At 70.8% G+C, this 24,136-nt stretch carries 18 protein-coding genes, 1 tRNA gene and 2 pseudogenes; 6 read left to right on the top strand and 15 right to left on the bottom strand.

What is annotated here, in order from left to right; all coding sequences use genetic code 11:
- Positions 1-252 (top strand): annotated as a pseudogene (locus ABT001_RS27705) (recombinase RecA); the annotation flags it as partial.
- A 100-nt stretch (positions 253-352) separates the two neighbouring features.
- Here ABT001_RS27705 and ABT001_RS27700 read toward each other — a convergent pair.
- The 9 genes from ABT001_RS27700 to ABT001_RS27660 all read right to left on the bottom strand — a co-directional run bounded on the left by ABT001_RS27700 (position 353) and on the right by ABT001_RS27660 (position 17,824).
- Positions 353-1,186, bottom strand: a complete 834-nt coding sequence (locus ABT001_RS27700; protein WP_351282794.1) for a PIG-L family deacetylase — start codon at positions 1,184-1,186, stop codon at positions 353-355.
- Positions 1,187-1,433: 247 nt separating this feature from the next.
- Positions 1,434-3,266, bottom strand: a complete 1,833-nt coding sequence (locus ABT001_RS27695; RefSeq protein ID WP_351282791.1) for a hypothetical protein — start codon at positions 3,264-3,266, stop codon at positions 1,434-1,436.
- Positions 3,263-7,045 (bottom strand): vWA domain-containing protein, encoded by a 3,783-nt coding sequence (locus ABT001_RS27690; RefSeq protein ID WP_351282788.1) that lies wholly within the window; start codon positions 7,043-7,045, stop codon positions 3,263-3,265. The genes ABT001_RS27695 and ABT001_RS27690 overlap by 4 nt, the downstream gene beginning before the upstream one ends.
- A 3-nt stretch (positions 7,046-7,048) precedes the next feature.
- Complete coding sequence (locus ABT001_RS27685) at positions 7,049-8,272, bottom strand: ATP-binding protein (RefSeq protein WP_351282786.1); 1,224 nt, start codon at positions 8,270-8,272, stop codon at positions 7,049-7,051.
- The gene (locus ABT001_RS27680; RefSeq protein WP_351282783.1) at positions 8,269-13,452 is read right to left on the bottom strand and encodes a hypothetical protein; all 5,184 of its coding nucleotides are present in this window, start codon (positions 13,450-13,452) and stop codon (positions 8,269-8,271) included. Before ABT001_RS27680 ends, ABT001_RS27685 begins: the two co-directional genes overlap by 4 nt.
- On the bottom strand, positions 13,449-14,309 hold the full coding sequence (locus ABT001_RS27675; RefSeq protein ID WP_351282778.1) for a DUF4132 domain-containing protein: 861 nt from the start codon (positions 14,307-14,309) through the stop codon (positions 13,449-13,451). The genes ABT001_RS27680 and ABT001_RS27675 overlap by 4 nt, the downstream gene beginning before the upstream one ends.
- Positions 14,310-15,085: 776 nt before the next feature.
- Positions 15,086-15,949: a DUF4097 family beta strand repeat-containing protein gene (locus tag ABT001_RS27670; RefSeq protein WP_351282776.1), complete on the bottom strand. Its 864-nt coding sequence runs from the start codon at positions 15,947-15,949 to the stop codon at positions 15,086-15,088.
- Between the two features lie 92 nt (positions 15,950-16,041).
- Positions 16,042-16,548, bottom strand: coding sequence for a hypothetical protein (locus ABT001_RS27665; RefSeq protein WP_351282773.1), 507 nt, complete (start codon positions 16,546-16,548; stop codon positions 16,042-16,044).
- 502 nt (positions 16,549-17,050) lie between these two features.
- A complete protein-coding gene (locus ABT001_RS27660) occupies positions 17,051-17,824 on the bottom strand; it encodes a methyltransferase domain-containing protein (RefSeq protein ID WP_351282771.1) in 774 nt (257 codons plus the stop codon).
- 136 nt (positions 17,825-17,960) lie between these two features.
- Between ABT001_RS27660 and ABT001_RS27655 the strand changes: the two genes are divergently transcribed.
- Positions 17,961-18,419: a GNAT family N-acetyltransferase gene (locus ABT001_RS27655; RefSeq protein WP_351282769.1), complete on the top strand. Its 459-nt coding sequence runs from the start codon at positions 17,961-17,963 to the stop codon at positions 18,417-18,419.
- Here ABT001_RS27655 and ABT001_RS27650 read toward each other — a convergent pair.
- Positions 18,384-18,764 (bottom strand): hypothetical protein, encoded by a 381-nt coding sequence (locus ABT001_RS27650; protein WP_351282766.1) that lies wholly within the window; start codon positions 18,762-18,764, stop codon positions 18,384-18,386. The genes ABT001_RS27655 and ABT001_RS27650 overlap by 36 nt on opposite strands.
- 840 nt (positions 18,765-19,604) lie before the next feature.
- On the bottom strand, positions 19,605-19,850 hold the full coding sequence (locus tag ABT001_RS27645) for a hypothetical protein (RefSeq protein ID WP_351282764.1): 246 nt from the start codon (positions 19,848-19,850) through the stop codon (positions 19,605-19,607).
- Here ABT001_RS27645 and ABT001_RS27640 point away from each other — a divergent pair.
- Positions 19,828-20,628, top strand: a complete 801-nt coding sequence (locus ABT001_RS27640) for a hypothetical protein (RefSeq protein ID WP_351282761.1) — start codon at positions 19,828-19,830, stop codon at positions 20,626-20,628. The genes ABT001_RS27645 and ABT001_RS27640 overlap by 23 nt on opposite strands.
- A gap of 33 nt (positions 20,629-20,661) precedes the next feature.
- On the top strand, positions 20,662-21,039 hold the full coding sequence (locus ABT001_RS27635; protein ID WP_351282759.1) for a hypothetical protein: 378 nt from the start codon (positions 20,662-20,664) through the stop codon (positions 21,037-21,039).
- Between the two features lie 65 nt (positions 21,040-21,104).
- Here the strand turns inward: ABT001_RS27635 and ABT001_RS27630 are convergent, their stop codons facing one another.
- The 3 genes from ABT001_RS27630 to ABT001_RS27620 all read right to left on the bottom strand — a co-directional run bounded on the left by ABT001_RS27630 (position 21,105) and on the right by ABT001_RS27620 (position 22,544).
- Positions 21,105-21,440: a hypothetical protein gene (locus tag ABT001_RS27630; RefSeq protein ID WP_351282757.1), complete on the bottom strand. Its 336-nt coding sequence runs from the start codon at positions 21,438-21,440 to the stop codon at positions 21,105-21,107.
- Between the two features lie 151 nt (positions 21,441-21,591).
- Positions 21,592-22,302 (bottom strand): hypothetical protein, encoded by a 711-nt coding sequence (locus ABT001_RS27625; protein ID WP_351282755.1) that lies wholly within the window; start codon positions 22,300-22,302, stop codon positions 21,592-21,594.
- Positions 22,299-22,544 carry a hypothetical protein gene (locus tag ABT001_RS27620; RefSeq protein ID WP_351282752.1) on the bottom strand — a complete coding sequence of 82 codons (246 nt, stop codon included), beginning with the start codon at positions 22,542-22,544 and terminating at the stop codon, positions 22,299-22,301. Before ABT001_RS27620 ends, ABT001_RS27625 begins: the two co-directional genes overlap by 4 nt.
- Positions 22,545-22,577: 33 nt before the next feature.
- Between ABT001_RS27620 and ABT001_RS27615 the strand changes: the two are divergent.
- A pseudogene (locus ABT001_RS27615) lies at positions 22,578-23,069 on the top strand (tyrosine-type recombinase/integrase); the annotation flags it as partial.
- Between the two features lie 110 nt (positions 23,070-23,179).
- Here the strand turns inward: ABT001_RS27615 and ABT001_RS27610 are convergent.
- A tRNA-Pro gene (locus ABT001_RS27610) sits at positions 23,180-23,253 on the bottom strand.
- 127 nt (positions 23,254-23,380) lie between these two features.
- Here ABT001_RS27610 and ABT001_RS27605 point away from each other — a divergent pair.
- Positions 23,381-24,094, top strand: a complete 714-nt coding sequence (locus ABT001_RS27605; RefSeq protein WP_351282747.1) for a thiamine pyrophosphate-binding protein — start codon at positions 23,381-23,383, stop codon at positions 24,092-24,094.
- Positions 24,095-24,136: the final 42 nt, after the last annotated feature.

Here is a 24,136-nt window from a genome sequence, read left to right as displayed (position 1 = left end):
GACATGGGCGTGGAGCACGGCTTCGTCCGCAAGGCCGGCGCCTGGTACACGTACGAGGGCGACCAGCTCGGCCAGGGCAAGGAGAACTCCCGCAAGTTCCTCAAGGACAACCCCGACCTGGCCGACGAGATCGAGAAGAAGATCCTCGACAAGCTCGGAATCGGGGTAGCCGCGAAGGCCGCGGCCACCGAGGAGGCGGGCACCGTCCCGGTCCCCGGTCCCGCTCGGACGACGGCGGGAAACGCCGCCTGACAGGCCGGCCTCCCCGCCTACGTCCGCGTCCCCTGCCAGGGCCTGGGACCTGGCACTCTGCCAGGCCCTGGCCCTTACCCACTCCCCGTCGGACGAGGGATCAGCGCAGTCCGGCGAAGAGATCGTTCTCGGGCAGGGCCGCGCCGGTGGCGTCCTTGACACGTACGAAGGTCTCCATGCCCATCAGCTCACCGAACCTCTCCTTGCCCATCTTGAGGAAGAAGATGTTCTCGCCCTGACTGGCGTGCGCCGCCAGGGCATCGAACTTCTGGCCGCTGAACGCGGTGGTGTCCACCCACGTGCTGATCTCATCGTCGGGGAGGCCGATCTCGGCCATCGCGGCGGCCTCGGCGGGATCCGGCTCCGGCATGTCCTCACCGAACTCGCCCATGGTTTCCCCGAACCTCTGCATCGCCGAGCGAGGCATGGTCGTCCAGTACACCTTCGGTGCCAGGTCGGTCATCTCCAGCGCCGCCATCGTGATGCGGTTGGCCTGGATGTGGTCGGGGTGTCCGTAGAAGCCGTTCTCGTCATAGGTGACGACCACATCGGGCCGGTAATGCCGCATGAGTTCCGCGAGCCGGACAGCGCCCTCCTCCACGGGGGTGCTCCAGAAGGATCCGGGGGCGTCGTTGCTCGGCCAGCCCATCATTCCGGAGTCGGCATAGTCCAGCATCTCAAGATCGCTGATCTTCAGGACGTCGCAGCTCGCCTCGAGTTCTTTGCGGCGTATGGCGGCGACTGCCACCGGGTCATGCCCGGGATCACCCGGTTTGACACCTCCCGCTCCGTCCCCGCAACCGCCGTCGGTACAGGTGACGAGGACGGTGCGGATGCCTTCCGCCGCGTATCTCGCGAGGACCCCTCCGGTTCCGGTGGCCTCGTCGTCGGGGTGGGCGTGCACTGCCATGAGCGTCAACGGCCGGTCAGTCATGAACGTTCCTCCTGCAGACATACGTATCGGTCCGGGTGCCCGGCGGAACACGCGCGGTGGTGTGGCCCGGACCCTGGTGGGACGGCCGGCCCTGTGATCCCCACGTCTTCCACACGTGCGGCGCCGACTCCTCGGTCGATGCAACCGTGCCGGACCGGCGGGCTGTTCCTGGTAAAGCCGATTGATCTTCCCATTGGCGGAATTCGAAGGCGCGCAGCGCGCACGTGGACGGCGGGAACAGGCGACGTCATCGGGCTTGCGTCGGTTCCCAGGCTGCCACACACAGGGACTCGGACACGGCAGCCGTGTATCGGGCGGCGGTAAGCCAGCAGGTGGCGAAGCCGTCGGTGTCGGCAGGAAGGAGGCGGCCGAACAGATCGCGATCGCGTCGGGACGCCGAGGCGCACAGGGCGGTGAGGAGTCCGGCGGCCGTGGGGAGGCCCGCGCGGCGGACGCGGAGGGCTTCGGCAGTGACGTCACCGAGCATGCCGAGGGCGGTGCGGCCCGCCGGGACCGCCTGTTCGACCCGGCGCTCGAGGAGGTACAGGGGCGAATGCGCGCCGGGCCCTCCGGGCTGGGACGGGGCGGGGTGCAGGGGGGCAGCCGGGTCCGGCAGATCGGCGCGGCTCAGGCGGTCGAGACCGAGGTCGATCGTGCCCTCGCCGGTGGGGTGCGAGCAGGCGAGGAGGGTGAGCCGGGGGTGGGGGGCGGGCACCAGGCGGCCGATAATCCGCAGCCATGTCCCCGGTGCCCTGGCCAGCAGCATCAGGTTGTCTCGGTGAGCCAGCGCGGGGTCGTCATCAGCGACGGTGAGCCGGACCGGAATGCCTCCCTCGCACAGCGCGAGCAGGCAGGTGCCTCCCGACTCCCTGACGAATCCGAGGAGTTCGACGTCCAGGAAGAGCAGATCGCTGCCGCCGCCCTCCGGGTCCGCGTAGCGGGAGGTGGACCGCAGGGCTCGGGCTGCCTGTTCGGACGGCGGCGTCTCCCACAGGGCGGCGAGCGGCGGCTCCGTCCACGCCACGCCCCGGGCGGTAACGGCCTTGACGCCCTTTCCCGCGCCCAGTCTGCCGTCCGGCGAGACAGTCGCCCCTGAGACCGCCAGACCGGCCCGGCCCAGCTCCCGGTGGGTGAGTGCGCTGTCCCCCAGGCGCACGGCCCGATCGGCCACGCCCAGGGCGCGCCCGACACCACCGGGTGCCACGTCGCCGACCGTGCAGAGGCGGCCGTCGGACCCTGCGACCCAGGTGCGGACGCCGCCGTGCCCCGAGTCGGTGACGACGGGTTCGGTGAACAGGCCGTACAGGCGGAGCGAACCGTCCGGGCTGTACGGACGGCGCGCGCGGCCTCTGACGGCGGCCAGCTCGGCCCCGGCAGCCGTCCCCACCCGGCGTGCGGTACCCAGGAGTTCGGCCAGGGCCGTGACGAGCTCGGCGGTGCGGTAGGACGGGTCCCCGGTGCGTGCCGCACGGAGCAACGTGACGACGGACAGCGCGGCGCCCGCGGCCCGCGGCAGCTGCCGGAGCCGTGCGGTGTGCGCGGCGCGGAGGAGGGCGGCCTGGGTGACGGCGCCGGCCCCGTCCACGCCGGCCTCCAGCACGGCGGCGCCCGCCGACCACAGGGCGTCGGCCGCGGCACGCTGGGCCGGGCTCGCCGCGTCGGGCGGCGAGGCGGGGTCGGAGGTGGGGCCGGGGTCCGTCGCGGCAGGGGCGGTCGCGGAGGCGGGGTCAGTCGCGGAGGCGGGACCGGGGGCCGCCTGGTTGGGCCCGTCGGTGAGCTCCGGTGCCGGGTCCGCCGCAGGGGCGGCACAGGCGGCGGCCGCGCGGTGGACGCATGCCGGGGCGAGGAGGCAGCCGCAGGTGATGGCGTCCGTCGTGGCCACCACGCCGCCCGGGGCGTGCATGCGCAGCTCGGTCTCGTCGTCGACCGCGATCGTCACCGTGTGCCCGTCACTGTGCGTCGGGCGGGCGCCGATCTTGGTGACTGCCGCGTCCAGCCGCTTACGGAGCCTGGGGGAAAGGTCCTCCACGAGCGTGGCCGTGACCTCCGGCGCGACGGGTGGCAACGGGGCGGCGTTCATGCGGTCTTCTCCCCTATCCAGCGGGCCAGTTCGAGTGGGCTGAGGGCGGCGACGGGCATGCCGGCGGCGACGAGCTGCCCTGCGACGCCGGTCGAGTAACGAGGCCGGCCGGCGTCGTCGAGACTCGCGCACCCGAGGACATGACAGCCGGTGGTCACCAACGCCCGCACCTCGGCCAGCAGTCCGCCGAGCGGCGCGCCCTCCTCGAAGTCGCTGATGACGACGACGAGGGTGCGGGTGGGCACCGCGATCAGGCTGCGGGCGTGCCGCAGCCCGGCGGCGATGTGCGTGCCTCCGCCCACACTCACCTCCAGCAGGAGGGAGAGAGGATCGTGCACATGGCCGGTGAGGTCGACGACCTCCGTGGAGAAGGCCAGGAAATGGGTGCTCAGGGTCGGCACCCCGGCGAGCACGGAGGCGGTCAGCGCGGACCAGATCGTGGACGCCTCCATGGATCCGGAGACGTCGGTGACCAGGATCAGACGCCAGTCGGCCGACCGGCGGGCGCGGCTGCGGAACACCGGCTTCTCGGGAATCACCTGGACCGTCCCGTCGGCCGACCGGCGGGCGGTGGCCAGATTGGCGCGCAGCGTGCGCGGCAGGTCCAGCCGGCCGCCCGGGCGTCGGGTGGGCCGGGCCAGCATGGTGCCGGTGAGGGCGGGTCGCAGCCGGGTCGCGAGCTGCCGGGTCAGTTCGTCGACCAGGCGGCGGACCAGGGGCCGAAGTGCCGCGAGGCGGGCCTCGGGGAGACCGCCGGCGTACCGCAGGATCGTCCGGAGCAGTTCCACGGAGGGGGTGACGGCCGCCGGGTCGATTGCGGCGAGAACGTCCTGCCGACCCGTCCCGGCTGCAGCGGCGAGGACCTCCTCGCGGACGCCCGGGCCGAACAGCGCGGCCAGTTCCTCCGACCACTCGCGGACGCCGGGGAACGATGGTTCCCGGCCACCGCCCTGCCCGGAGCCGGGCGCGCCGCTGCGGGACCCCTCGCCATGTCCCGCGCCGTAGAGCTCGTCCAGAGCGGTCGCCAGGCGGGCCACGCCGGACGGCAGTCGGTCGGACCGCCGGCCGAGCACGAGCCGCCATCGGTCGGCGGGTGCGAGGGTCCGCGCGGCGTTGGCCTCGGTGGCTGGTGCGGTCACGGCCATGACGGTGGGGCCCGTTGCGGCGGGGTGGCCGGACAGCGATGGGAACCGGTCGTCGTGCACGGGTGGCGGGACGGGCAGGCCGAGGCCGGTCAGTAGCTCGCGGGCCGCGAGGTCGGCGGCCGTTCGGCGAGCCAGCTCGGCCGGATCGTCCGCGTCGAGGGTGTCCACCCGTTCGCCCAGCAGTTCCTCGACGGTGTCCAGCAGTCGGTCCCGGGCTGCCGGGCTCAGCGTGTCGAAGCCACCGCGCAGGGCCGGCAGTCGGGCCAGGAACGCGGTGTCGTCCAGCTCGACGACACGGCGCAGCAACGGGTCCAAGGCTCCGACGCCGACGGTCAGGAGCGGGCCCGCCACCGTCAGGACGCCGGTGAGACGGGCGGTGAGCGCGGCTCGGGAGGTGCTGTCCACGGCTCCGTCCACCCAGGACGCGACGCGCCCCCCGAATGCCTCGGCCTCGTCGTGGCCCGTGAGCACCCTGACTGCTGCGGCGGCTGCGGCGATCAACGGAGTGCCGTCGGCGGCCAGGCGGACGAGGGCGTCGGTGAGCCGGATGCCGCCCACCCGGTCGGCCCGCTGGGCCAGTTCGAGCAGCGCCCGGGCGTCCTCGGGCTCCTCGGAGCCGGTCAGGCCGTCGACCTGGCGGACCGCGGCCGAGGTCAGGAGTTCGGCCGCGCGCGCGGTGCGGGCAGCGCGGGCGGAGCCGGTGGTGTCCGGGGTCGAGGGGTCATCGGGCGCGACCAGGCCGGGCAGGTGCCCGGCGTCCATGCGATCCAGCAGGTCGAGGCCTGTGAGGAGTTCGGGAAGGGTGCCGCTCGCGGGGAGTACGGCCGCCAGTTCTGTCAGCCGTTCGTCGGCGAGGCCGGGGAGCCCGCATTCAGCGGCTTCCTTGAGGCCGCGGACCACCTGGGCGGCCGTCGTGCCGCCCTCCGCGTGTTCGGCCGCGTGGCGCTGCCGCAGCACTCCTTCGGCCGCCTGGGCCGGGGTGACGCCGCGGGCCCCGGCCGCGGTGAGCATCGCGGCTGTCGCCGGGGTCCATCGCACCTGCCAGCGCGTCGTGAGTCCTTCCGTGCCCGCCGCGCCGGTCACCCCCTGCTCCTGCGCGTAGGGGATGCCGCACACCGTCAGCCTGCGCAGCAGCAGTTCGCGGCGCCGGTCCAGCGTGGAGCGCGCCGGGTCGAGCCGGAGGTCTCGCGTCTTCTCGTGCGTGTCCTCCGGGCCCGGGAGTGAGAGGGCCACGGTCTCGGCCTCGACGGCCGGGCCCAGGCCGCCGCGCGGAGCGGCCGGGGCGGGCCGTCCTGTGCGGGCTCCGACGAGTACGCGTTCGAGGGCCTGTGCGACGGCGCGGCCCGTGCCGTAGGTCTCGCCGCGCCCCAGCACCGACTGCACGGCTTCTAGGAGTTCGCCGCGGCCGGGGGCGGGCAGGCCGCGCAGGCGGGCCAGATCACCGGCCACCCGGACGACCTCCCGGCCGTCCGCCGGGCCGTAGGGGTGGCCCAGGTCGCGCAGGGTGGCGCAGACCCGGACAGCGGTGCGGATCAGCGCCTCGTGCAACGCGGCCGGATCTCCGGCGGCGTCCAGGACGGTGTGCTGCCACTCCGGGTCGCGGATGCCGGCCGGGTAGCCGGACCGCGAGTCGAGCAGCGGGTACGTGTACGGGACCAGGGAGACCGTGCAGGCCGATGTCCGGGGAGCGCCGTTCACGTTGCCGTCCGCGCCCGGCTCGGACGCGACGGCGGACGCGTCCGGTGCGGGGGCCCCGGCGGGGGACGCGTTCGGTGCGGGGTCCTGGGCGGCGGACGGCAGCAGTGCCGGGGTGTGGAAGGCTCCCACCACCACGGCGGGACGCCGCCCGCTCGCCAGGGCCTCGGCGACCTGTCCGCGCATCCATGCCTCGCGCACCAGGTCCGTGCCGTTCACCCCGCCCCGCGCCTCGGCCTCGTGGCGCAGTGCCCAGCCGGTGAGCAGGGCGGCACGGCGGAGCGCCTCGGGTGTCGAACCGGGCGCGAGGGCCTCCACCAGCCTGTCCCACAGGTCGTCGCCGTCCCTGCCGGTGAGCCGGGACCGGAGCGCGGCGGACAGCCCGTGCCCCTCCCCCGGCACGGGCGCGGAGTCGGCTCCGGGGACAGGGGCGGGGATGTTGGGACCGCCCCCCGCCCATGCCCGGTCGGCCAGTGGCAGATCGCAGGCCACAGCCGGGATCCCGTTTCTCGCCGCCCAGCGCAGTGCCACCAGTTCGGGCGAGAAGTCCGCGAACGGGTAGAAGGCAGGCCCTCGTTCGCCTGCCGAGCCGGTCCCGGACCCGTCGGCGGGCACGGCGGCCAGCGCCACCGGGGCCTCGGTCTCCTCGTGGGCGAGCCAGCTCAGCCAGGGCTGGAACTCGGCGGGCAGCTCGACGAGGAGGACGTCGGGGGCCGCCGCGTCCAGCAGTGCCGGGAGGACGGCTGCCAGCGAGGGCGCGTGGTGGCGCACCCCGATCAGGAACGGTGACCCGGGTCCGGTCGCCGCGAGGGCCGCCACCGCGGCCTCCGGGGTGACGGGGCCGGTCTCCGGGACCTGCGCCGGGGAAGCGACCGGCCCACCGGTGGTGGGCGACACCTCGGGGGTGGGCCGCGTCCGGGGGATGGTGGACTCTCTCATCCGTCAGTTCTCCAGCACCGCGCGCAGGTCCCACAGAGCGCGCCAGGTGGCCGACCCCTGCTCCGCGCGCCTGCGTACCGGTCCGTCCCAGTAACCCAGGAGCCGTGCCGCGTCGGCGGGGTCGTCCTTCCGGACGACGCCGAGGAGATGGCCGGGCAGGAGGGAGAGCAGGTCCCGGTCGCCGGGGAAGTAGGCGGCGGCCAGGCCCATGGCGCCCGCGACGGAGACCGCCTCCGCCGTGCTCATCACCGTGGAGGGGCGCTCGACCTCCCAGCCCTCCGCCGAGCGGCCTTCGCGCAGGTCCCGGAAAGCGGTGACAAGGGCTTCGAGGACCGCGCCGTCCACCTGGTAGGCGGCGCCCACGCGTTCGACGGCCGCCCGCGACTGGCGCCGGACGAGCGCGATCTCGGTGTCCACGTCCCCGATGGGGCCCACGGTCTCGAAGTTGAAGCGCCGCTTCAGTGCGGCGGACATCTCCGAGACGCCCTTGTCCCGCAGGTTGGCGGTGGCGATGAGGGTGAACCCGGGGGCCGCGTGCATCTGGGCGCCCCTGCCACCCGCGAGTTCGGGTACCGCGATCCGCCGCTCGGAGAGCAGTGAGACGAGGGCGTCCTGGACCTCCGGCAGGCAGCGGGTCACCTCTTCGACGCGGGCGACGGCCCCCCGGGTCATGGCGGCGAGTACCGGGGAGGGCACCAGGGCCTGCTCGGTGGGGCCCTGGGCGAGCAGCAGCGCGTAGTTCCAGCCGTACTTGAGCTGGTCCTCGGTGGTGCCCGCGGTGCCCTGCACGGTGAGCGCGCTGGTTCCGCAGACAGCCGCCGAAAGCAGCTCGGAGAGCATGGACTTGGCGGTACCGGGTTCGCCGACGAGGAGGAGTCCCCGCTCTCCGGCCAGGGTGACCACGCAGCGTTCGACCAGGGCGCGTTCGCCGACGAACTTCTGCTCGATCAGCAGGCGACGCGGCACCCCGGCTCCGGGCCGGGCGTCCTTCGGCAGGCTCAGTGCCTCGCCCGCACTGCCCATCACGAAGGTGACGACGGCGCGCGGGGTGAGCAGCCAGCCGGGTGGGCGGGGCCCGGCGTCGTGGGCGGCGAGGAAGGCCAGCTCGGTGGTGTACCGGTCCTCGGGCGGTGTCACCTGGCGGTGCTCATGACCGGGCACCGTCGCCTGGTCACGGACGCCGCCCGTGGTGGTGCTGTCCACGGTGGTCGTGGTGTCGTTCGTCATCGGCGACGGCCCTTCCGGGGTGCGCGGGTGTCCAGTTCTTCGAAGGCGGGGGCGTCGCCGTCGCGGACCCGTGCCCAGGCGGCTGCGAACAGCGCGGGCACGGGGAGGTGGGGCAGGGTCCGGGCGGACCTGGCCACGGGGTACAGGCGTTCCTTCCAGGTCTCCAGCGGCAGTCCGGGGGCCCCGCGTTCGAGCCAGCCGCAGGGGAGGAACAGGGTACGGCCGGCTCGGGAGCGCTTCGCCTCCACGACGAGGCCGGTGGCGGCGAGTTCCGTCCGGGCCTTCTTGACCCGTGCCGGTTTCCACTCGGTCCAGCGGACGCAGTTGCGGTCCGTCGGGTCGGGCAGGGCGAGCAGCATCAGGTAGAGGGCGGCTGCGTCCGCGCTCAGGCCGAGGGCCTCAGCGGCCTCGGCCACCAGATCCGGCACCGCACGCGTCGGGTCCTGGGCCGGGTGGTGCGGGGAGCCGTCGGGGGCACCCGCCGAGGCCAAGGCCTCGGTCTCCTCGCCCAGCAGCGCGCGCAGGGCGGACATATCGCTGGTGCCGTGAAGGCCGACGGTGCCCTCGACGAGGCCGAACGCGGGGTCGTCGGGACCCGCCAGACCGGCCGGGCGAACCAGCAGCTTCTCGTTGCTGCCGTAACCGGGGACGAGGAGCAGCGCCGTGCCGGCTCGGACCAGACCATCGGCGTCGGCGCCGCCCGACTCCGGGAGCCCGTGGGCAGCTCGGACCGCGGAGCCGAGGGAGCCGCCCGACTCGGTCCAGTGCAGACCGAGGTCCAGCACCAGGTCCGGCTCGGCGAGGCTCTCGCGCAGGGCCGCGAGCCCGACGGGCAGGTGTGCCCGCAGGGGGTGCCCGTACGGCAGTGTATAGGCGAGGGTGCGCAGGGCGGTCAGGGCGGAGGAGACCGCATCGCGTGCACCTACCCGGCGCAGGCCAGGGCGACCCGTGCCGTCCTGGACGGCGGTGCCGTGGGCGAGCCAGGTCCGGGAGCCCGTGTTGAGGATCAGGTCGACGGCGCGCAAGGTGGTGCCCGACAGGTCGAGGTCCAGTTCCTCGGGGACGAGGACGAGGGAGGTCAGGCGCTCCTGCCAGACGTCCGTGGCGGCCCGGACGTCGGGGCCCGTGGACCACAGCTCGGCCGGGTCCGCGGGCAGCAGCGCTCGGAGCAGGGCGTGCCGGTCGTCGCGGGGCAGTGCGTCCAGCCTTGCCCTGGCCGCTTCGAAGGCACGTGGCTTCAACCCGAGAACCGCGAGCGACTCGGCGCCGGGCTCCTCGACAGCTGCCGACAGCAGGGCGGCGGACTGGAGAGGTCCGATTCCGGTGGCCGCGTGGAACGCCTCGGCGGCCTCCGGGCGCCAGGGTGCCGGGCCCCGCTCCCGCACCAGGGCGGTGAGCCTGGTGAGCCGATCACGGTCGATGCCCTGCCGATGGACGCGCTCGCGGTCCAGGGTGAAGCCCGGTACAGGACCGAAAACGCCGGTCGGGTCGTGGTCCAGGGCGAACCAGCATGCCGCGTCGCCCCGGGAGTTCTGCCCGCGGTCGTCGAGGATCACGACCGTACGGGCACCCTTGCGCAGCACCTGGCCGAGGCGGTGCACGACCTCCGGGTTTCCCGTCCCTGTGGACCCCCCGGCAGCGAGCGGCTCGATGAGCTCCACCTGCCGGATCTTGCCCGCCGGGTCGGCCAGCGGGCCTGCGGCGAGCGTTTCCAACAGCACGAGGAGCCCGGTGCGGTGCTCGGGGGACGTGGTCGCCGAGGCGGCCCTGTAGGCCAGCTCGGGCAGCTTGGCGAGGAGCCCGGTCCAGGCCGTGGCGCAGCTCGGCACGGTGTACTCGTCCCGCTGCCAGCCGTCCGTGGGGGTGAACTGGACCTTGGACGGTGTGGGTGGGCCGAACGCCGGCTCGCCGCCGAGGACGTGGTTGACGGCGAGGATCTGCCTGATCGCGGTCCATCGGCTCCCGGAGCCCCACCAGCCGCCGTGCATCTGCTCGCTGCCCCAGGCGGTGGCGTTCCGCAGGGTCGTGTCGTCGCCGTGCTCGGGCTCGTGGTCGAAGAACATGCCCTGGGTGCGGGCGGTGTACCGGGGGGTGGCGGGCTGCACGGGCTCGGGTGGGTCCAGGTACCGGGAGACTGCGACAGCCCGGTCCACGGCGTTCCGGACGAACGCGGTGACGCCCGCGAGGAGCCGTGCGTCGGAGACCTCGGGCAGCACCCTGGCGACGGCCTCCTGGCTCAGCTCCCGCGACGAGGGCCCGGTGTACTCCTCGACGGCCTGCGATGCCTCCAGGTACCGGGTGACCGCGACGGCGACGTCCTTGAGCAGCTCCCCGGCCCGCTCGTCCGTCAGGTTTCTCAGGGCGGTGGAACCCCGCTCGTCCCTCGGGCGCATGGCGTGCCAGTAGGCGACGGGAGGCACGTAGGGGGTGCCCGCCGCGTCGTTCCCACCGGAGGAGTCGGGGGTGACGGACCACAAGCTGCCACCGGTGCCGTCCGTGTCCAACGGGTGGGCGACGACGGAGCGGTGGTGCAGGGCCACGACCGGCCGTGACCCGCCGGGCAGAGTGAGGGCGCCGAGCGGCACAGAGGAACCGCCGCCGGGCAACGGGTACGGCAGGGTGACCGTGTGGCCGTCGGGCGTACCGGCAACGATCCGGTGGCCGTCGGCGGGGACGGCCCTGCCGGGCTCGGTGATCGTGCTGCGGACCCAGCGGCCCAGGACCGTGCCGTCCGTGCCGAACGGGGTCGTCTCCAGACCGGGCTGGAGGGGCAGCACCTGGCAGTGCTCGGTGAGCAGCCGGGTGCCGTCCTGCACCCCGGAGCGGAGGAATGCCGGGAGGGAGGCGCGGCCGTGCGTGCCGCCGGCCGGGTCGTACTCCAGCCATACCCGCTGTGTGCCCTGGTGGCCTTCCCGCCAGTGACCGGTGCCGTCGGAGATCACGGCGCGCTGCGGCGGGAGGGAGGTGTCGCCCGCGTGCAGGGCCTTGCCGCCGGTGGCGCGGCCGCCGCCGGGCAGGGGCAGGCAGACCTCGTCCGAGGGGCCGGAGCCGCCCCAGCGGGGGATCTGTTCGCCGCCCACCGTGAATATCTCGGCCGGGCGGTGCGACCAGTACCCGAGCTGTTTGCCGTCCTCCCACCAGATGACCAGCAACTCACCGTCGACGTAACGGAGTGCGAGCGTCCGCCAGTGGTCGACGGTGGCGGGCAGTCGCAGGGTGTGCCGCAGCAGAACGCCATCCGGGCCGATGACGACGGCCCGTTCGAGCGTGTTCAGGATCAGGGCGGGCCAGGCACCCGTGACACCGACCGTCTCCGGTCGATTGCGCCGCCGGCGTACGGCCGCGGCCTCTGCGGCCAGTTCGGCGTAGGTCTCGTCGAGCGCGGGCCAGCCCAGTTCGTCGAGGACACCGGTACGCAGGGTGGCGGCGAGGAGCGGCACGACGTCATGGCCTTCGAGAAGCCGCACTGCTTCCGGAGCGACGTCCGCGACCACGGTACGGAACGCGGAGAGCCGGTTGAGCGCGGTGTTCAGCCCGGGCAGCCCACGTGCGGCCGTGTACTCCTCGGCGCGGGCGGTCAGCCATTCCCGCAGGATTCCGGAGAGCACCGGGTGCTCCGCCAGCCTCGCCAGGTCGGCGTCGTCCAGTCGCTGACCGCGTCCGCCACCGAGGTCGCCCACGGCCCGGCTCAGGAGAGCGCGGAAGGCCGGACGTTCGGCGACGGCGGCGAGATCCCGCGCGCCGGGCGCGGTGTCGGTGAGCCATGGACCGACCGGGACACCGGGGGACTGTGTGGTGCGCGTGTCCTGGTCGTCCGGCTCGGCGACGGGGATGCCGGAGGCCAGGCAGAGGTCGAGGAGGTCAAGGTCGGCGGTGCGCTGCCAGCGGCCCTGGAACAGCTCGACGGGGCGCCCGTCGGCACGCAACCGGTCCGCCATCCGCGTGACCAGGTCGAGGGTCTGCGGGCTGCGGCCGGAGGTGACCCTGTTGTGCCGTCGGTGTGCCTCCCAGCGGGCGAGCCAGTCCGCCGGGGAGGCGGGCCGGTCGGAGGGAGCGTCGCCGGAGGTGTCGGGGAGGGCGGTCAGCAACTCCTCGGCACCGGACTCGGCCAGCAACGCGAGCCAGCCGGGTTCACCGTCCTCGTCCCGGCCGCCCTCACTGAAGGTCTCCGGGAAGAAGCCGAGGAGCCGGCCCCGCACAACCGCATCCCGTCGGGCGAGGGCGATGAGCGCGGAGCGGTAGGCCCCCCAGAACGAGGCGGGGGCCCGGACGACTCCGGGCGAGCCGATCAGATCGGCCACCAGCTCGCGTTCGGCGGTGTCGCGGTCCAGCCCGGCGGCTTTGACCAGCGCGCGCACGTCCTGCGGCAGCGCCGCGTACGGCGGCATTCCGGCCGCGCATCGCTCGACCAGCAGGCGGCGGAACTGTGTCCAGGCGTCCGCCGGTGCGAGCCGGGCCACCAGGTCCCGCACGTACTGCCGCAGTGCCTTGACGGTCAGCGCACCGGCGAAGGCGAATTCCAGGAAGACGGCCCGCTGCCGGTCCTCGTCCACGACCAGCCCGTGCACCCGCTCGGCCTCGCGTGCCTTACCGAAGAAGGAGGCGGCGTAGGTGGTGTTCTCGGCCTGGAGGAAGAGGCGTGCCACCTGCTCGTAGTAGGTGGGGAGGAAGTGGGGCACGGCCCGGCCGAGCCGGGTGCCGAGTGCGTCGAAGCCCTCCTTGGCCGCTCCGGCGCGGGTCCTGGCCTGCCGGCCCAGCCGTTCGATGTCTTTGACCAGGGCCAGGGCATGGTGCCCGTTGGCCGGGTCGTTGACCAGCGCCCAGGCCGGGAAGCCCAGTGTCTCGCGGCGCACCTGGCCCACGACGGAGGCCTCCGTGGCCCGGGCCAGCCCCAGGAACTCCAGGGCCAGGTCCTCGGCTTCCCCGAGAGTGCCCGGAACGAGCCGGACGACGGGGCGGTCACCGAGGGCGGTGTGCGTGTAGGTGCGCGCGGTCAGCGCGTCGGCGTCGTCCCGGTCGGTGGTGCCGACCGGAAGGATCGTGCCCGCGTCCAGCAGGGCCGCCGTGCGGGCTTCGTCGGCGGAGGGGGTAGTGGTGCTCCCGACCGGGGCCTGGGCGTGGAGGGACGCCGCGTCCGATGCCGACGTGGTCGTGTCGGTGTTCGTCGTCATCGTGCTCATGCCGCCCGCTCCTCGTTCTCCACGTCGCGGCCGGCGTAGAGCGCCGCCGCCATGCGCATGCCCTCGGACCACGCGACCGGGCCGATCTCTGCGGCGGTCAGCGCGCGCCCCGCGGGCTCGGTCCAGCCGAGGGGGCCCGTCTCGGTGCCGTACTCGTCGTATCCGTCGTGCTCGCCGATCCAGATGCGCGCCTCGGTGGTGGCGCCGTCCTCGACGACGGGGCAGACCGCGTATCCACCGCGCGACCGGTATCCGAGTTGGGTGACACGGCCGTGCAGGAAGCGCAGTTCCTTGAACACGCCTCCGGCGTAGGTGTCCACGGAGGTGGTGTCCGGGGCGAGACCCGGCGGGCGGCGCCACACCTCACGGAACAGCTGCTCCACGTTCTGACTCACTCCCAGTTCGACGGCGAACTCCCGCAGCTCGTCGAGATCGTCGAGGAGGACGGGGTGGGGCACTCTGACGACGTCCGGGGTGATGCGGACCGTGTCACCGTCCAGGTCCACGAGTCCGAGGCCGCGGTCGGGGTCCACGTCGCGCAGGAATCCGGCGACCCCACCGTCCGCGCCGGTGACCACCACGTCCCGCAGGGCCACCTGCCACGCCGGGTCGGGCCAGACCCGGGCGAGCACAGCCGTGGGGACGGGCAACGAACGCACCATCCACTGCTCGACGTCGGTCAGGCACTGGCGTTCGTGGCGTTCCAGCCACTCCGTCAACTGCCGGAGTCCAACGACCGCCGGGTCTTCCTTCAATCTGGCCGGGACGGACTTCAGCCGTCGGCCCTTCCCGTTGCGGCAGACCACCTTGCCCGCCTCCAGGGCGACTTCGTAGTCGCCCGCCGGAACCCACCCCATGCGCTGTTCTCCCCGTTGGTCCGGACGGCCGCCGAACTGGCGGCACGCTGATGAAACCCGTCCACGGCAACGCACCGTGACCAGTGGAAAAGACTCTAGGCGCCCCCACTGACAACGAGTCCGGGCCCCCTCCGCCACGTCGTACGGGCCACCCCCACAGGGGACCGCCCGACCGGTGCGGGCCTTCCCCGGAGGCGGGCAGACACTTCGGGGGTGCCCGATGTCCGACGCCTTCCGTCGACTGCGGCCACCAGGTCCCGGCCGTCCGACGCACACGCACACGTGCGGAAGAAGTCGCAGCCCGGTGGCTGCTCGTTACGGCGCGAAGGGAAGGTGCCGATCAGCTGCCTTCACGGCGGTGGAGGGCCGTCCTGACCCAGAGGAAGCCGACCCGGAGGAAGCCGACCCGGAGGAAGTTGCCCCAGAGGGTGCCGATCATCCACCCGAGAGCGAGGTAGCCGCTGTTGTCGATCCCGCTGCCCCGTCAGGAGACCCCGCAGCGTGTCGATGATGGGTGTGAAGGGCTGGTTCTCGGCGAACAGGCACACAGCCGCCGGCATCGAGTCCGCCGACACGAAGGCGCTGCTGACCAGCGGCGGCAACTTCAGTGGCGACATGCGGCGTTGTCGCCTCCGGGCTCTTGGGCCCCGAACGCGGCGATCCATCAGGTACTGAGTGGTGAGGAATATCGTGACGCCGTCGGCGACCAGTCCGCGGATGATGCCCTACAGGGTGTGCCGACCGCGGGGTTCTCCGATGTGTGGGGGTGGGCTCCGTCAGGATCGGTGGATGTCGATCTGGCCGACCAGAGTGCGCAGGTGCAGCTCGACGGTCTCCTCGGACGCCCCGGGCCCGTCGGCGGAATCCAGGGCGTTACGTACACCGCCCACCAGGGCGTGGGCGTCCACGTGCGCCGCCGTGCTCTCGTGGACACCGACCTCGATCGAGCCGTGGGCGGTTTCCAGCGTGACGGATCCTCGGGTGACTTCGCTGACGTGGACGTCACCGTTGGCGTTCTTGACCTTGACGTCACCGTCCGCCCGGCCCACCGAGACGTCACCGTTCGTCGCCCTCAGCGTCAGACCGCGCGCGACGTGGCCGACCTTGGTGACGCCGCTGAGGTTCTCGATCGTGGCGGAACCTCCGATGTCCGCGATGCGCAGCTTGCCCTGCGCCACGGTGACGTCGACGTCTCCCAGAACACGCTTGATCGTGACGTTGCCGAGCCCTGCCTCCAGGCGGAGCCCCGCGGTCTCCTCCAGGCTGATGTCGCCGCATCCTGACTCGAACCGGAAGGCGCCGAGCTGCCCCTGTCCGTCGACACATCCGACGGCCGCGTCGCCCTGTATCCGGGAGCCGGCCGGCAAAGCGATCATGACATGGATCGACTCGTCGCTGGTGGTCTCGGCGTGCCTCTGCTTACCGAAGAGTCTGCGCCGCGGCCTGGGGCCGCGGATCTGCAACTTACCGCCGCTGTAGTCGACCTCGGTTTCCTCGGCGGCCCGGGCACTGGCCTCATTGCTGTTGCTCGGCCGGACCTCCACCACGGTGTCCGTGCGGTCACCGGCCCGGAACTCGACGTCTCCGGCGGCGATGCTGAGTTGAACGGAGATCGGGTCGGGTGTGTCGAAAGTGGGCATGCCACATGCCTTTCTGAGCTGTCCAAAAGTGCGCTTCGGGCGACTGCCCAGGGGCCGCGCGGCGAGCCCGTCCGCTACATCGAATCCGGCTCTCAGCGGGACCAGCCGGAGTATCCCTGGCCGATCCGTATGCCACCTCCGGGGCCGGTTGCGGCACCGCCCACAGCAGCAGTGACGACACGGGCGAGCCATGCGTTCGCCGACAGCCCTTCCAGGCCCGCGACTTCGTCGACCTGAAGCTTGACGGACTCGGGAATCCGAAGGGTGACCCGCGCCATCGCACCGTCCCCCACGGGTGGGGTGGGCGCGGACGCGGCCGGAGCCGGACCGACCGCGGTGGAGTGGGTGGTTTCGTCCACCGGGAGCGTGACACTGAAACCGGGGTCGGTCCCCCGGAGAACCACGTCCACCGTGCCCGGCTTCATGCCCCCGGCGATCTCGTCGGCCGCGGCTGACACCACCTCCAGCAGGGTGAGCCGGATCGCCGACTCCAGGGGGATGGCGAATCGTTCCAGAAAGGCCTCCGCCTCCTCTCCTCCCGCTGTACCGGCAGCGGCGACTGCACGGTTGAGGCTCGCAACAAACGGCGCCAGATCCATGACGTCACCATAGCGTCAGATCTGACGTCACCACAAGTAATATGACGTCATCATTGGCGATCCGACGTCATGGAGTGACGCAGGGCGGGTTGCGCAACACCCCTGTTGCACGCCGAGTTTCCGCCCCGTCCACTGAAGACGAGCCGGTCACCGTCCCAGAACTCCACCCCTGGCCCGTCTGACGTCACCCCCGCAGCGCCGACCCATCCGTGACGGCCGACGTGAGGTGAGACGGGCGCCGCAAGGAATCCCCCCTCACAGAGAACCGAGCCGCCACCGAGACTCCGACATGCGTAGTGAGAGTGCGGGTTTGGCACCTGGCCGTCCGACAGCGGCCGACGACAGCCCCATTCGCCAACCGGATGGCCCTTCGTCGCTCATTGACAGATCCGTTCGGGATCATGCCCGTACGGACTTCGACTCCTCTTGTGGGCAGACAAGCGGCCGTCCCAGTCATCCGCAGGAAGTCACGAGTCACCCGTCCCCCCTCAGCCCGGTTGCATCATCGGGAACAGATCACGCTGACGAGAGTGAACGAGGCGTAGAACGGCCCCCGGGGAAGGCCGGCGAACCAGCCATGGCCGCGGTCTCGATCGATGTGGCCGTCGTCGATAGCTTTCTGCATATTGCGGCCAAGGCCCAGGATGTGGTCCGCCTCCTGGAAGTCACGGAAGACCGGTGTTGTGGCGAGTACCGCTTCGACCTGGAAGCCTGCCAGTTCGGCAAGGCGCGCGAGGCTGCGTCCGATGGTTGCGTGGCGGACCACTTCTGCAGTGGTGTAGCGGGTGAAGGCCCGACTTGTCTCGAGGTCCTCGGCATCGACGATCAGGGTGTCCCAGTCGGGCTCGGCAAGGCCGATGCGGGCAAGTGGGCGAGTCGCACGATGGAGCTGCGCAAGAGCGTCTGCGGGGTCGGCGACATGCATCAACACACGGTCGATCTTGGCCCGGTCCACCGTGTTCGGCTCGACGGGAAGGGCGTGCACGTCACCTTCGCGAATCTCCACCTGCTGCAGGCCGTGCGTGCGTGCGCGGGCCTGGGTGAGCATGACCGGGTCCCGGTCCACGCCGATTACTCTGCCGCTGCCCCCGACACGATCTGCCAACACCGGCAGATCGGTGCCAGGGCCACACCCCACGTCCAGAACGGTCTGGCCCGCCTGGACATCCAACAAGTCCAGCATCTGCCGCTTGTACGACCGTCCGGCTTCACCGGCAGCAGCCCGCAGCATGTAGGCAGCCTGGTCGGGCCGAGACACACCCAGAGTCGATGTCATACAGGCCAGTCAAACACTCAGGCTCACCGCCCGACGTCACTACTCGGGTTCTGACACACATGCTGTGGCGATGCCACCTGCGTGACGTGTCTGAACCTCTTCGGTCCGGGTGGTGGCGAGATCTATCCTCTGAGGCGTGATCGAGACGGAGCGGCTCTATCTGCGACCCCTTGAGACCTCGGACGTCCACGCGTTCGTCGGGCTCCATGCAGATCCGAGGGTCAATCGATTCGTTGGAAGGTTCTCTCAACAGCAGGCACCGGAACGGCTCGCCGAAGTTGAGCAGCAGTGGGCAGCGCGGGGTCACGGCCTGTGCGCCGTGGAGCTTCGGTCCAGCGGTGAGTTCATCGGCCGAAGTGGCCTGCAGTACTGGCAGCAGTTTGACGAAATCGAGTTGGGGTGGCCCCTCAAGGCGGAGCGGTGGGGACGCGGATACGCAACCGAGGCAGCCCAAGCCTGCTTGGACTGGGGCTTTGCCAACCTTGAGGCTGCATACTTCACCGCCCTCATGAGGCCGGGCAACTACCAGTCGGTGAAGGTGGCCGAGCGGCTCGGCTTCTCACCGCCCGATCCGTCTGTCCGTCCGGAAGCCTGAGTCATCCGCAACACCGGAGCCACCACGCAACGGCGGCCCTCCGAGGCTCTGCCCACGGTCCTGGTCGCCCGGCGGAACTCGAACGAAGCCCTCGATCCAATCATCCTGATCGAGCTCATAGGGGTCGGAGTGGAAACACTCCGGTTCATCGCGGAAGCCCGGTAGCAGTCGAGCCTGATGCATACGGTCCTCAACGCCTTCAAGCGTTGAGTAGATACCGAGCAGTTTCACGTCGTCGCCATCCGACTCGTCACAGAACACACCACTCTCGTCGACGTGCACGGTCGAGCCGTCGTCGCCGGCCTCGTTCTGGTGGCCGACATGCCACAGCGGGTACACGATCACGGGCGCGAAACTACCAGCACGCCAGCTCATAGACGTCCGGCGCCCCTCACCTTCCGGGGGCCCCATGATCACAGACCGGGCATCACAAGAATTCGCCGAGCCACGGGACGACGACCGGGGCTCGCCGGACCGATGCCCCAGCCACTCCCAGGACAGCGGCAGTCAGCTCGATGGCTGACACCTATGCGTCCGCGTCCGGATGATCGCTCATGACCCCCGGTAATGATCAAGGGCCGGTCTCGGATTTCTCCGGAACCGGCCCTGAACCACGACTCTCTCGAGTCGGGACGACAGGATTTGAACCTGCGACCCCTTGACCCCCAGGAGTAGGGGTCATCCCTTTTGTCTGCACATAAGTCCAGAAATCAGGGGCGCAGCGTGTGGTGTCGTGCGCGCCGTTCAGGTGCGCGGACACCGTCTGGTCCCCAACTGGTCCCCATGGGGCGCTCCGTGACACGCACGTCCAAGGATCGCCGCCGGGCCAAGAGGCCGGCTCGCCGTGGCCTGTCACGGCATGAGACCTGGCAGCCTTGCGTCTGAGCTCACGGATAAATGCGACGACCTGCCCGTGATCGCGCTCACCGACGACCGTGGCCGACTGCTGTGAGTCTCCGCAGCCCGGCCCGGACGGACCTCGGAGATCACCGCCTGCCGCCACGACCTCCTCACCGCCAAGCTGCGGCGGCGGGCCTCGGAGCCACTGCCGACCTGGGGTTGGTCGGCCTCGCCAGCAGCGAGACCGACGCCGAGCTGGCGGTGATCGTCGGCCGCAAGGCAGCCCGGAGCCGCCCCCTGACCTGCGGCCAGAAACTGTCCATCAAGGCTGGACGCCGAGGGCGCTCACAGCGCGGCAGATGCCACCCAGAGCGATGCCGACAGCGCCGACAGCATCGCCCAGTACGCGGAGGAGGCCGCCGTCAGAGCAGAGGCGGCAGCCGCGAACGCGCAGGCCAGTGCCGTCGAGGCCGACGAGGCGGCAACGCGCGCCGAGGAGGCCCTGAGACAACGGATCGAGGCCGCACGCGCCGAGCGGACGGAAGGAGCCGTCGACACCGGTGCCGAGTTGTCGAGCGAAGAAGAGGCCATCCTGCTGCGCCTCTGCGGCCAGAGCTGTGTTGATGAGTGGCGGGTCGCCAAGGACGCCACGGCTCAGGACGTGCTCGACTGGATCAAGGCCAACGGCGGCGAGATCATCCTCGATGTCGTCGGCTACACCGATGCGAAGACCTGCTTCACCAAGGGCGACATCGAAGCATGCCTGTGGACGCTGATCAACGCCGCCAGTGTTGCCGTCGTGGTGCTCAAGCTCCCAGCTCTCACCGTCGCAGTCGCCAGGGTCACCGCGGGGATCACCAAGTTCCTCGAGGCGTCCGCGAAGGGCAAGCGGACGCTGACGAAGCTCCGGGACCTCATCGAGAGGGCCAGGAAGGACCCCGACCTGCCGCCCTGCGCGGGCAAGTCCCTCGCCCGTGCAGCTGCCGACGACGTCTGTGACCTCGACTGGGATATCGGAGACCTTCCCTTCGAGAAGCTGGAGGACCTCGACAAAAGATACGGCAGCGACGTCACCGACGGCGTCGAGTACAACTGGGGCAAGATGCAGGAGAAGGGGCCGGATGGAAAGCCGACGAAGAACGCCATCGACCACGCCATCCCCGGCATCGGCACGAACATCGAAGAACTTGCCAAGTACTGGGCCAAGTGGCGGGGCAAGGCCACCCACATCGACCCCACCACCAAGAACCCCGTCGCCTTCGACGAGGCGAAGGGGGTGCTCGTCATCATCAAGGACAGGTACATCCACGGGTACCGAATGGCCAAGCAGAAGTTCCTCGAGAAGTTCGATCCACTTCCGTCCAGCTGAGTAGGACAGACCGGTATGAGAACGCTGATCAAGATGACCGAGGCCGAGGGGTTGTTCAGGACACGCCTCACGGCGGCCCAGACCGCCCTGATGCTCGAGGCGCTGCGGACGCTCCAGGGGTGGGGATACTCCGACGAGGCCCTCGCCGTACAGCTGAACGCGAATCAGGAGGAGGTCGACCGTCTGGCCGAAAGGCTCAAGGGTGATCACAAGACCACCCGCGACTTCACCCTGACCGCGCGCGAACTGCACGTCATCCACTCGGCGCTGACTGCGGTGGCCACGACGTTCATCTCTAGTGGCGGGTTCTCCGAAGAGGGGTTCTACAACAAGACAAGCTTCTTCAGAGAGAACTTCGACGCGATGGCGTTGAGCATCGTCAGGGCTGTCGACGAAGCAACGACACCGTAGGTGACGTGGTCGGTGGGCCGCACTCTCTCCAGGGGTGCGGCCCACCTGCATCGCGGCCGTCTGCGTCACGTACCCCGGCTCGCAGTGAGAGCCGAAAAAACGCTGTGCCGGTCGGTGTCCGACTCACCACCGATATCGAGTACCGGTCTGATCGCCTCAACCCCTACCGCGCGCGAGTCCGCTGGTTCGATCCGGCTACGAAGCTCCGCCTGTCCCTGTCGGGAGGAAAAATTGATCCAGGAGATCAGGTCCTGGATGTCGTCGTTCATGGTCGTGCCCTTGCGGGCGTTGGCGCTGGACGGACGCTCGTGGTGGGCGGAGACGAGGCTGGACGGGAAGAGCAGGGGTAGGTCATGCAGGCTCTCGGCAAGTGCGATGGCCGCGTGAACGACGTCCACCACGACCCACGGTCTCAAGGGCTCCGTGAGGTCCGGGCTGTCTGGTGCACGGTCGAAGCCCTTGCCGCGATGCCCGTTGACCTGCAGTTCACCTGTCTCCTCATCGTGGGTGCGGCAGCCACGGCGCAGGTTGAGTACTACTGGCGGGAGGGGGCTATTCCGACCGTGCACTATTCCCTCGACTGGTCCCAGGTTCAGTGCGGCTCAGTGAGTGGCGGGCCGTTCCCGCAGGTGTGAAGGTGAAGCCATCTTCGAACAGGGGGGCGCCGACTCGGAACGCCCAGAGGATGGGCTCGGCGTGGACGGCGGCCGACGACGGGCTTGCACTCGCGGCAAATCTGTTCCAGAGGTGGAAGCAGAGAAGGGTGTCGTCTCGTCGGCCCGTCACATAGACAAGCGTCTTGGGGTAGTTGGGATTATTCCCTCCGAAAATCACCGAGGGCGGACCAAACGCCGCGGTGACGTCGCTAAGGAACCGGTCCTTTCGGCACCAGGTCTTGTTTGTGTGACGGATCTCGTCGTACTCGCTCGAGGTAAGAGTCCTGTCGAGTCTCAGCCATCCCAGGCGGTGCGCACTCTCGGCATATACCGACGCCACATCGCCCTCGTGTGGATCGCCCCAGAGATCTTGGAAGGCTCCGCGCACTCCAGTGGAGAAGAACATTCTCCTTTGGAGCTCCTCCAGTTCCTCCTGCCATACCTGCTCAGCGGCGTGGGCGAACGCCACCGCGTCGAGGTATAGCCTGATTGCCGTCTCGCCGCCATACATCCCTGGCCGACGCAGCGCAGCGTTCAACTGCGAGAGTAGGTAATCGCGCACTTCTTGCACTGTGCGCCCACCGTTGTCGCCGGTTGTGTCTGTCATCGTTTGTCCTCCTGTTGGTCTTCGATCCGTGCAGCGAGATATTCGGCCCAGTCACGTCGGGCGTAAGCGACCCAGCGGAGCGCGGTGTGGCGGTGCATCCCAGTCACGTCGGCGAGGATCGGGCTGAGGAGATCAGCGGCGAGGGCGGCCAGCGCCCCGTTGCGCGCGATGCGAACCGGGATGCCGTGGCGGCCGAGTTGCTGGGTCATGCCGTGCGTCGAGATCGGCTTGCCCGGGACCATGCCCGGGAAGAGCCACCGAGGCCCTGGGCGTGCTCGACCCAGTGGATCTGGACCGTGCGGCGTCAGACCACACCCGCGCCCGGCGGGCTGACCGACAAGGGCACCAAGGGCAAGCGGGCCCGCAAGGTTCCTATCGTCGAGGAGATCCGCCCCCTCGTCGCCCAGCGCATCCTGTCCGCAGGCCCCAATCCGGACGCGCGCCTGTTCACGGGCCCGCGCGGCGGACGTATCTCCACCGCCGTCCTGCGCGACGCCACTCACTGGGACGACGTCGTCACCAAGCTCGGCTACGAGCATCTGCGCCGCCACGACCTCCGACACACGGGACTGACCTGGTTCGCCGACGCCGGGGTCCAAGTGCACGTCCTCCGCAGAATCGCCGGCCACGGTTCACTGACCACCACCCAGCGCTATCTACACCCGGACGTCCACAAGATCACGGCCGCCGGGGCGGCGCTCTCGGCCCACTTCAACGTGCTGCGCGCACCACGCTCACTGCCGAGCCCCATCGTCATGACTCGCTGACCCGGTCAAGGACGCCGGACCTCCAGCTGGTCCCCAACTGGTCCCCAAAAGTGATCAAGGGCCGGTTTCGGATTGCCCCGAAACCGGCCCTGACCTGCGACTGTCACCAGTCGGGACGACAGGATTTGAACCTGCGACCCCTTGACCCCCAGTCAAGTGCGCTACCAAGCTGCGCCACGTCCCGCTGTCCGTCTGACCTGGGGTTTCCCCTGGCCGAACGCGCAAGAGAACAATACCGCACTTGCACCGGTGCTCACGAACCCGTTTCCGCCGCTTGACCTCAACCATGCTTGATGTCGAACGCTGAGCTCATGACGAGCCACCCGACGAACATTCCCTCTCCGCCCCTCCACGACTACGACGATCTGGACCGGCTGATGAGCCTCATGACCGGTGACGAGAAGCACAGCCCCGCCGCGACCTCCACCCTGGACGCCCTTTGGGTGCTCTACGACCGGGTACTGCGGGTCTCGCCCGGCACCGCGGACTCCCCCGGCCGCGACCGGTTCCTGCTCTCCAAGGGTCACGGCCCCATGGCGTACTACGCCGTGCTGGTCGCCCGGGGCTTCTTCGGCGAGGAACTGCTGACCGGTTTCGGCTCCTTCGACTCACCGCTGGGGCACCACCCCGACCGGTTGCTGGTACCCGGTGCCGAGATCGGCAGCGGGTCCCTCGGGCACGGGCTGCCGCTCGCCGTGGGCAGTGTGCTGGGACTGCGGGCGCAGGGGCTGGTGGAACCCCGCGTCTGGGTGCTGACCGGCGACGCCGAGCTGGACGAGGGCAGCAACCACGAGGCGATCGCCTACGCGGGCCCGGCCGGACTCGAACAGCTGCACACCGTGGTGATCGACAACGCCTCGGCGACGTACTCCCTGCCCGGCGGCATCGCGGCCAGGTTCGAGGCCGCCGGCTGGTCGGCCGGAACCGTGGACGGCCGGGACCACGAGGCGCTGTACGACGCCTTCACCGCACCGCACCCCGGCCGGCCCCACGCCGTGATCGCCCGTGTGGCACCGGGCCGCTGATCATCCGCACCGAACGGACGTAAAGGACGGAAGGAGACCACC

Source organism: Streptomyces sp. NPDC002793 (assembly GCF_040295485.1).
Lineage (GTDB): Bacteria > Actinomycetota > Actinomycetes > Streptomycetales > Streptomycetaceae > Streptomyces.
The sequence above is the reverse complement of the archived record's forward strand: the minus strand, read 5'-3'. Positions and strand labels throughout refer to the sequence as shown.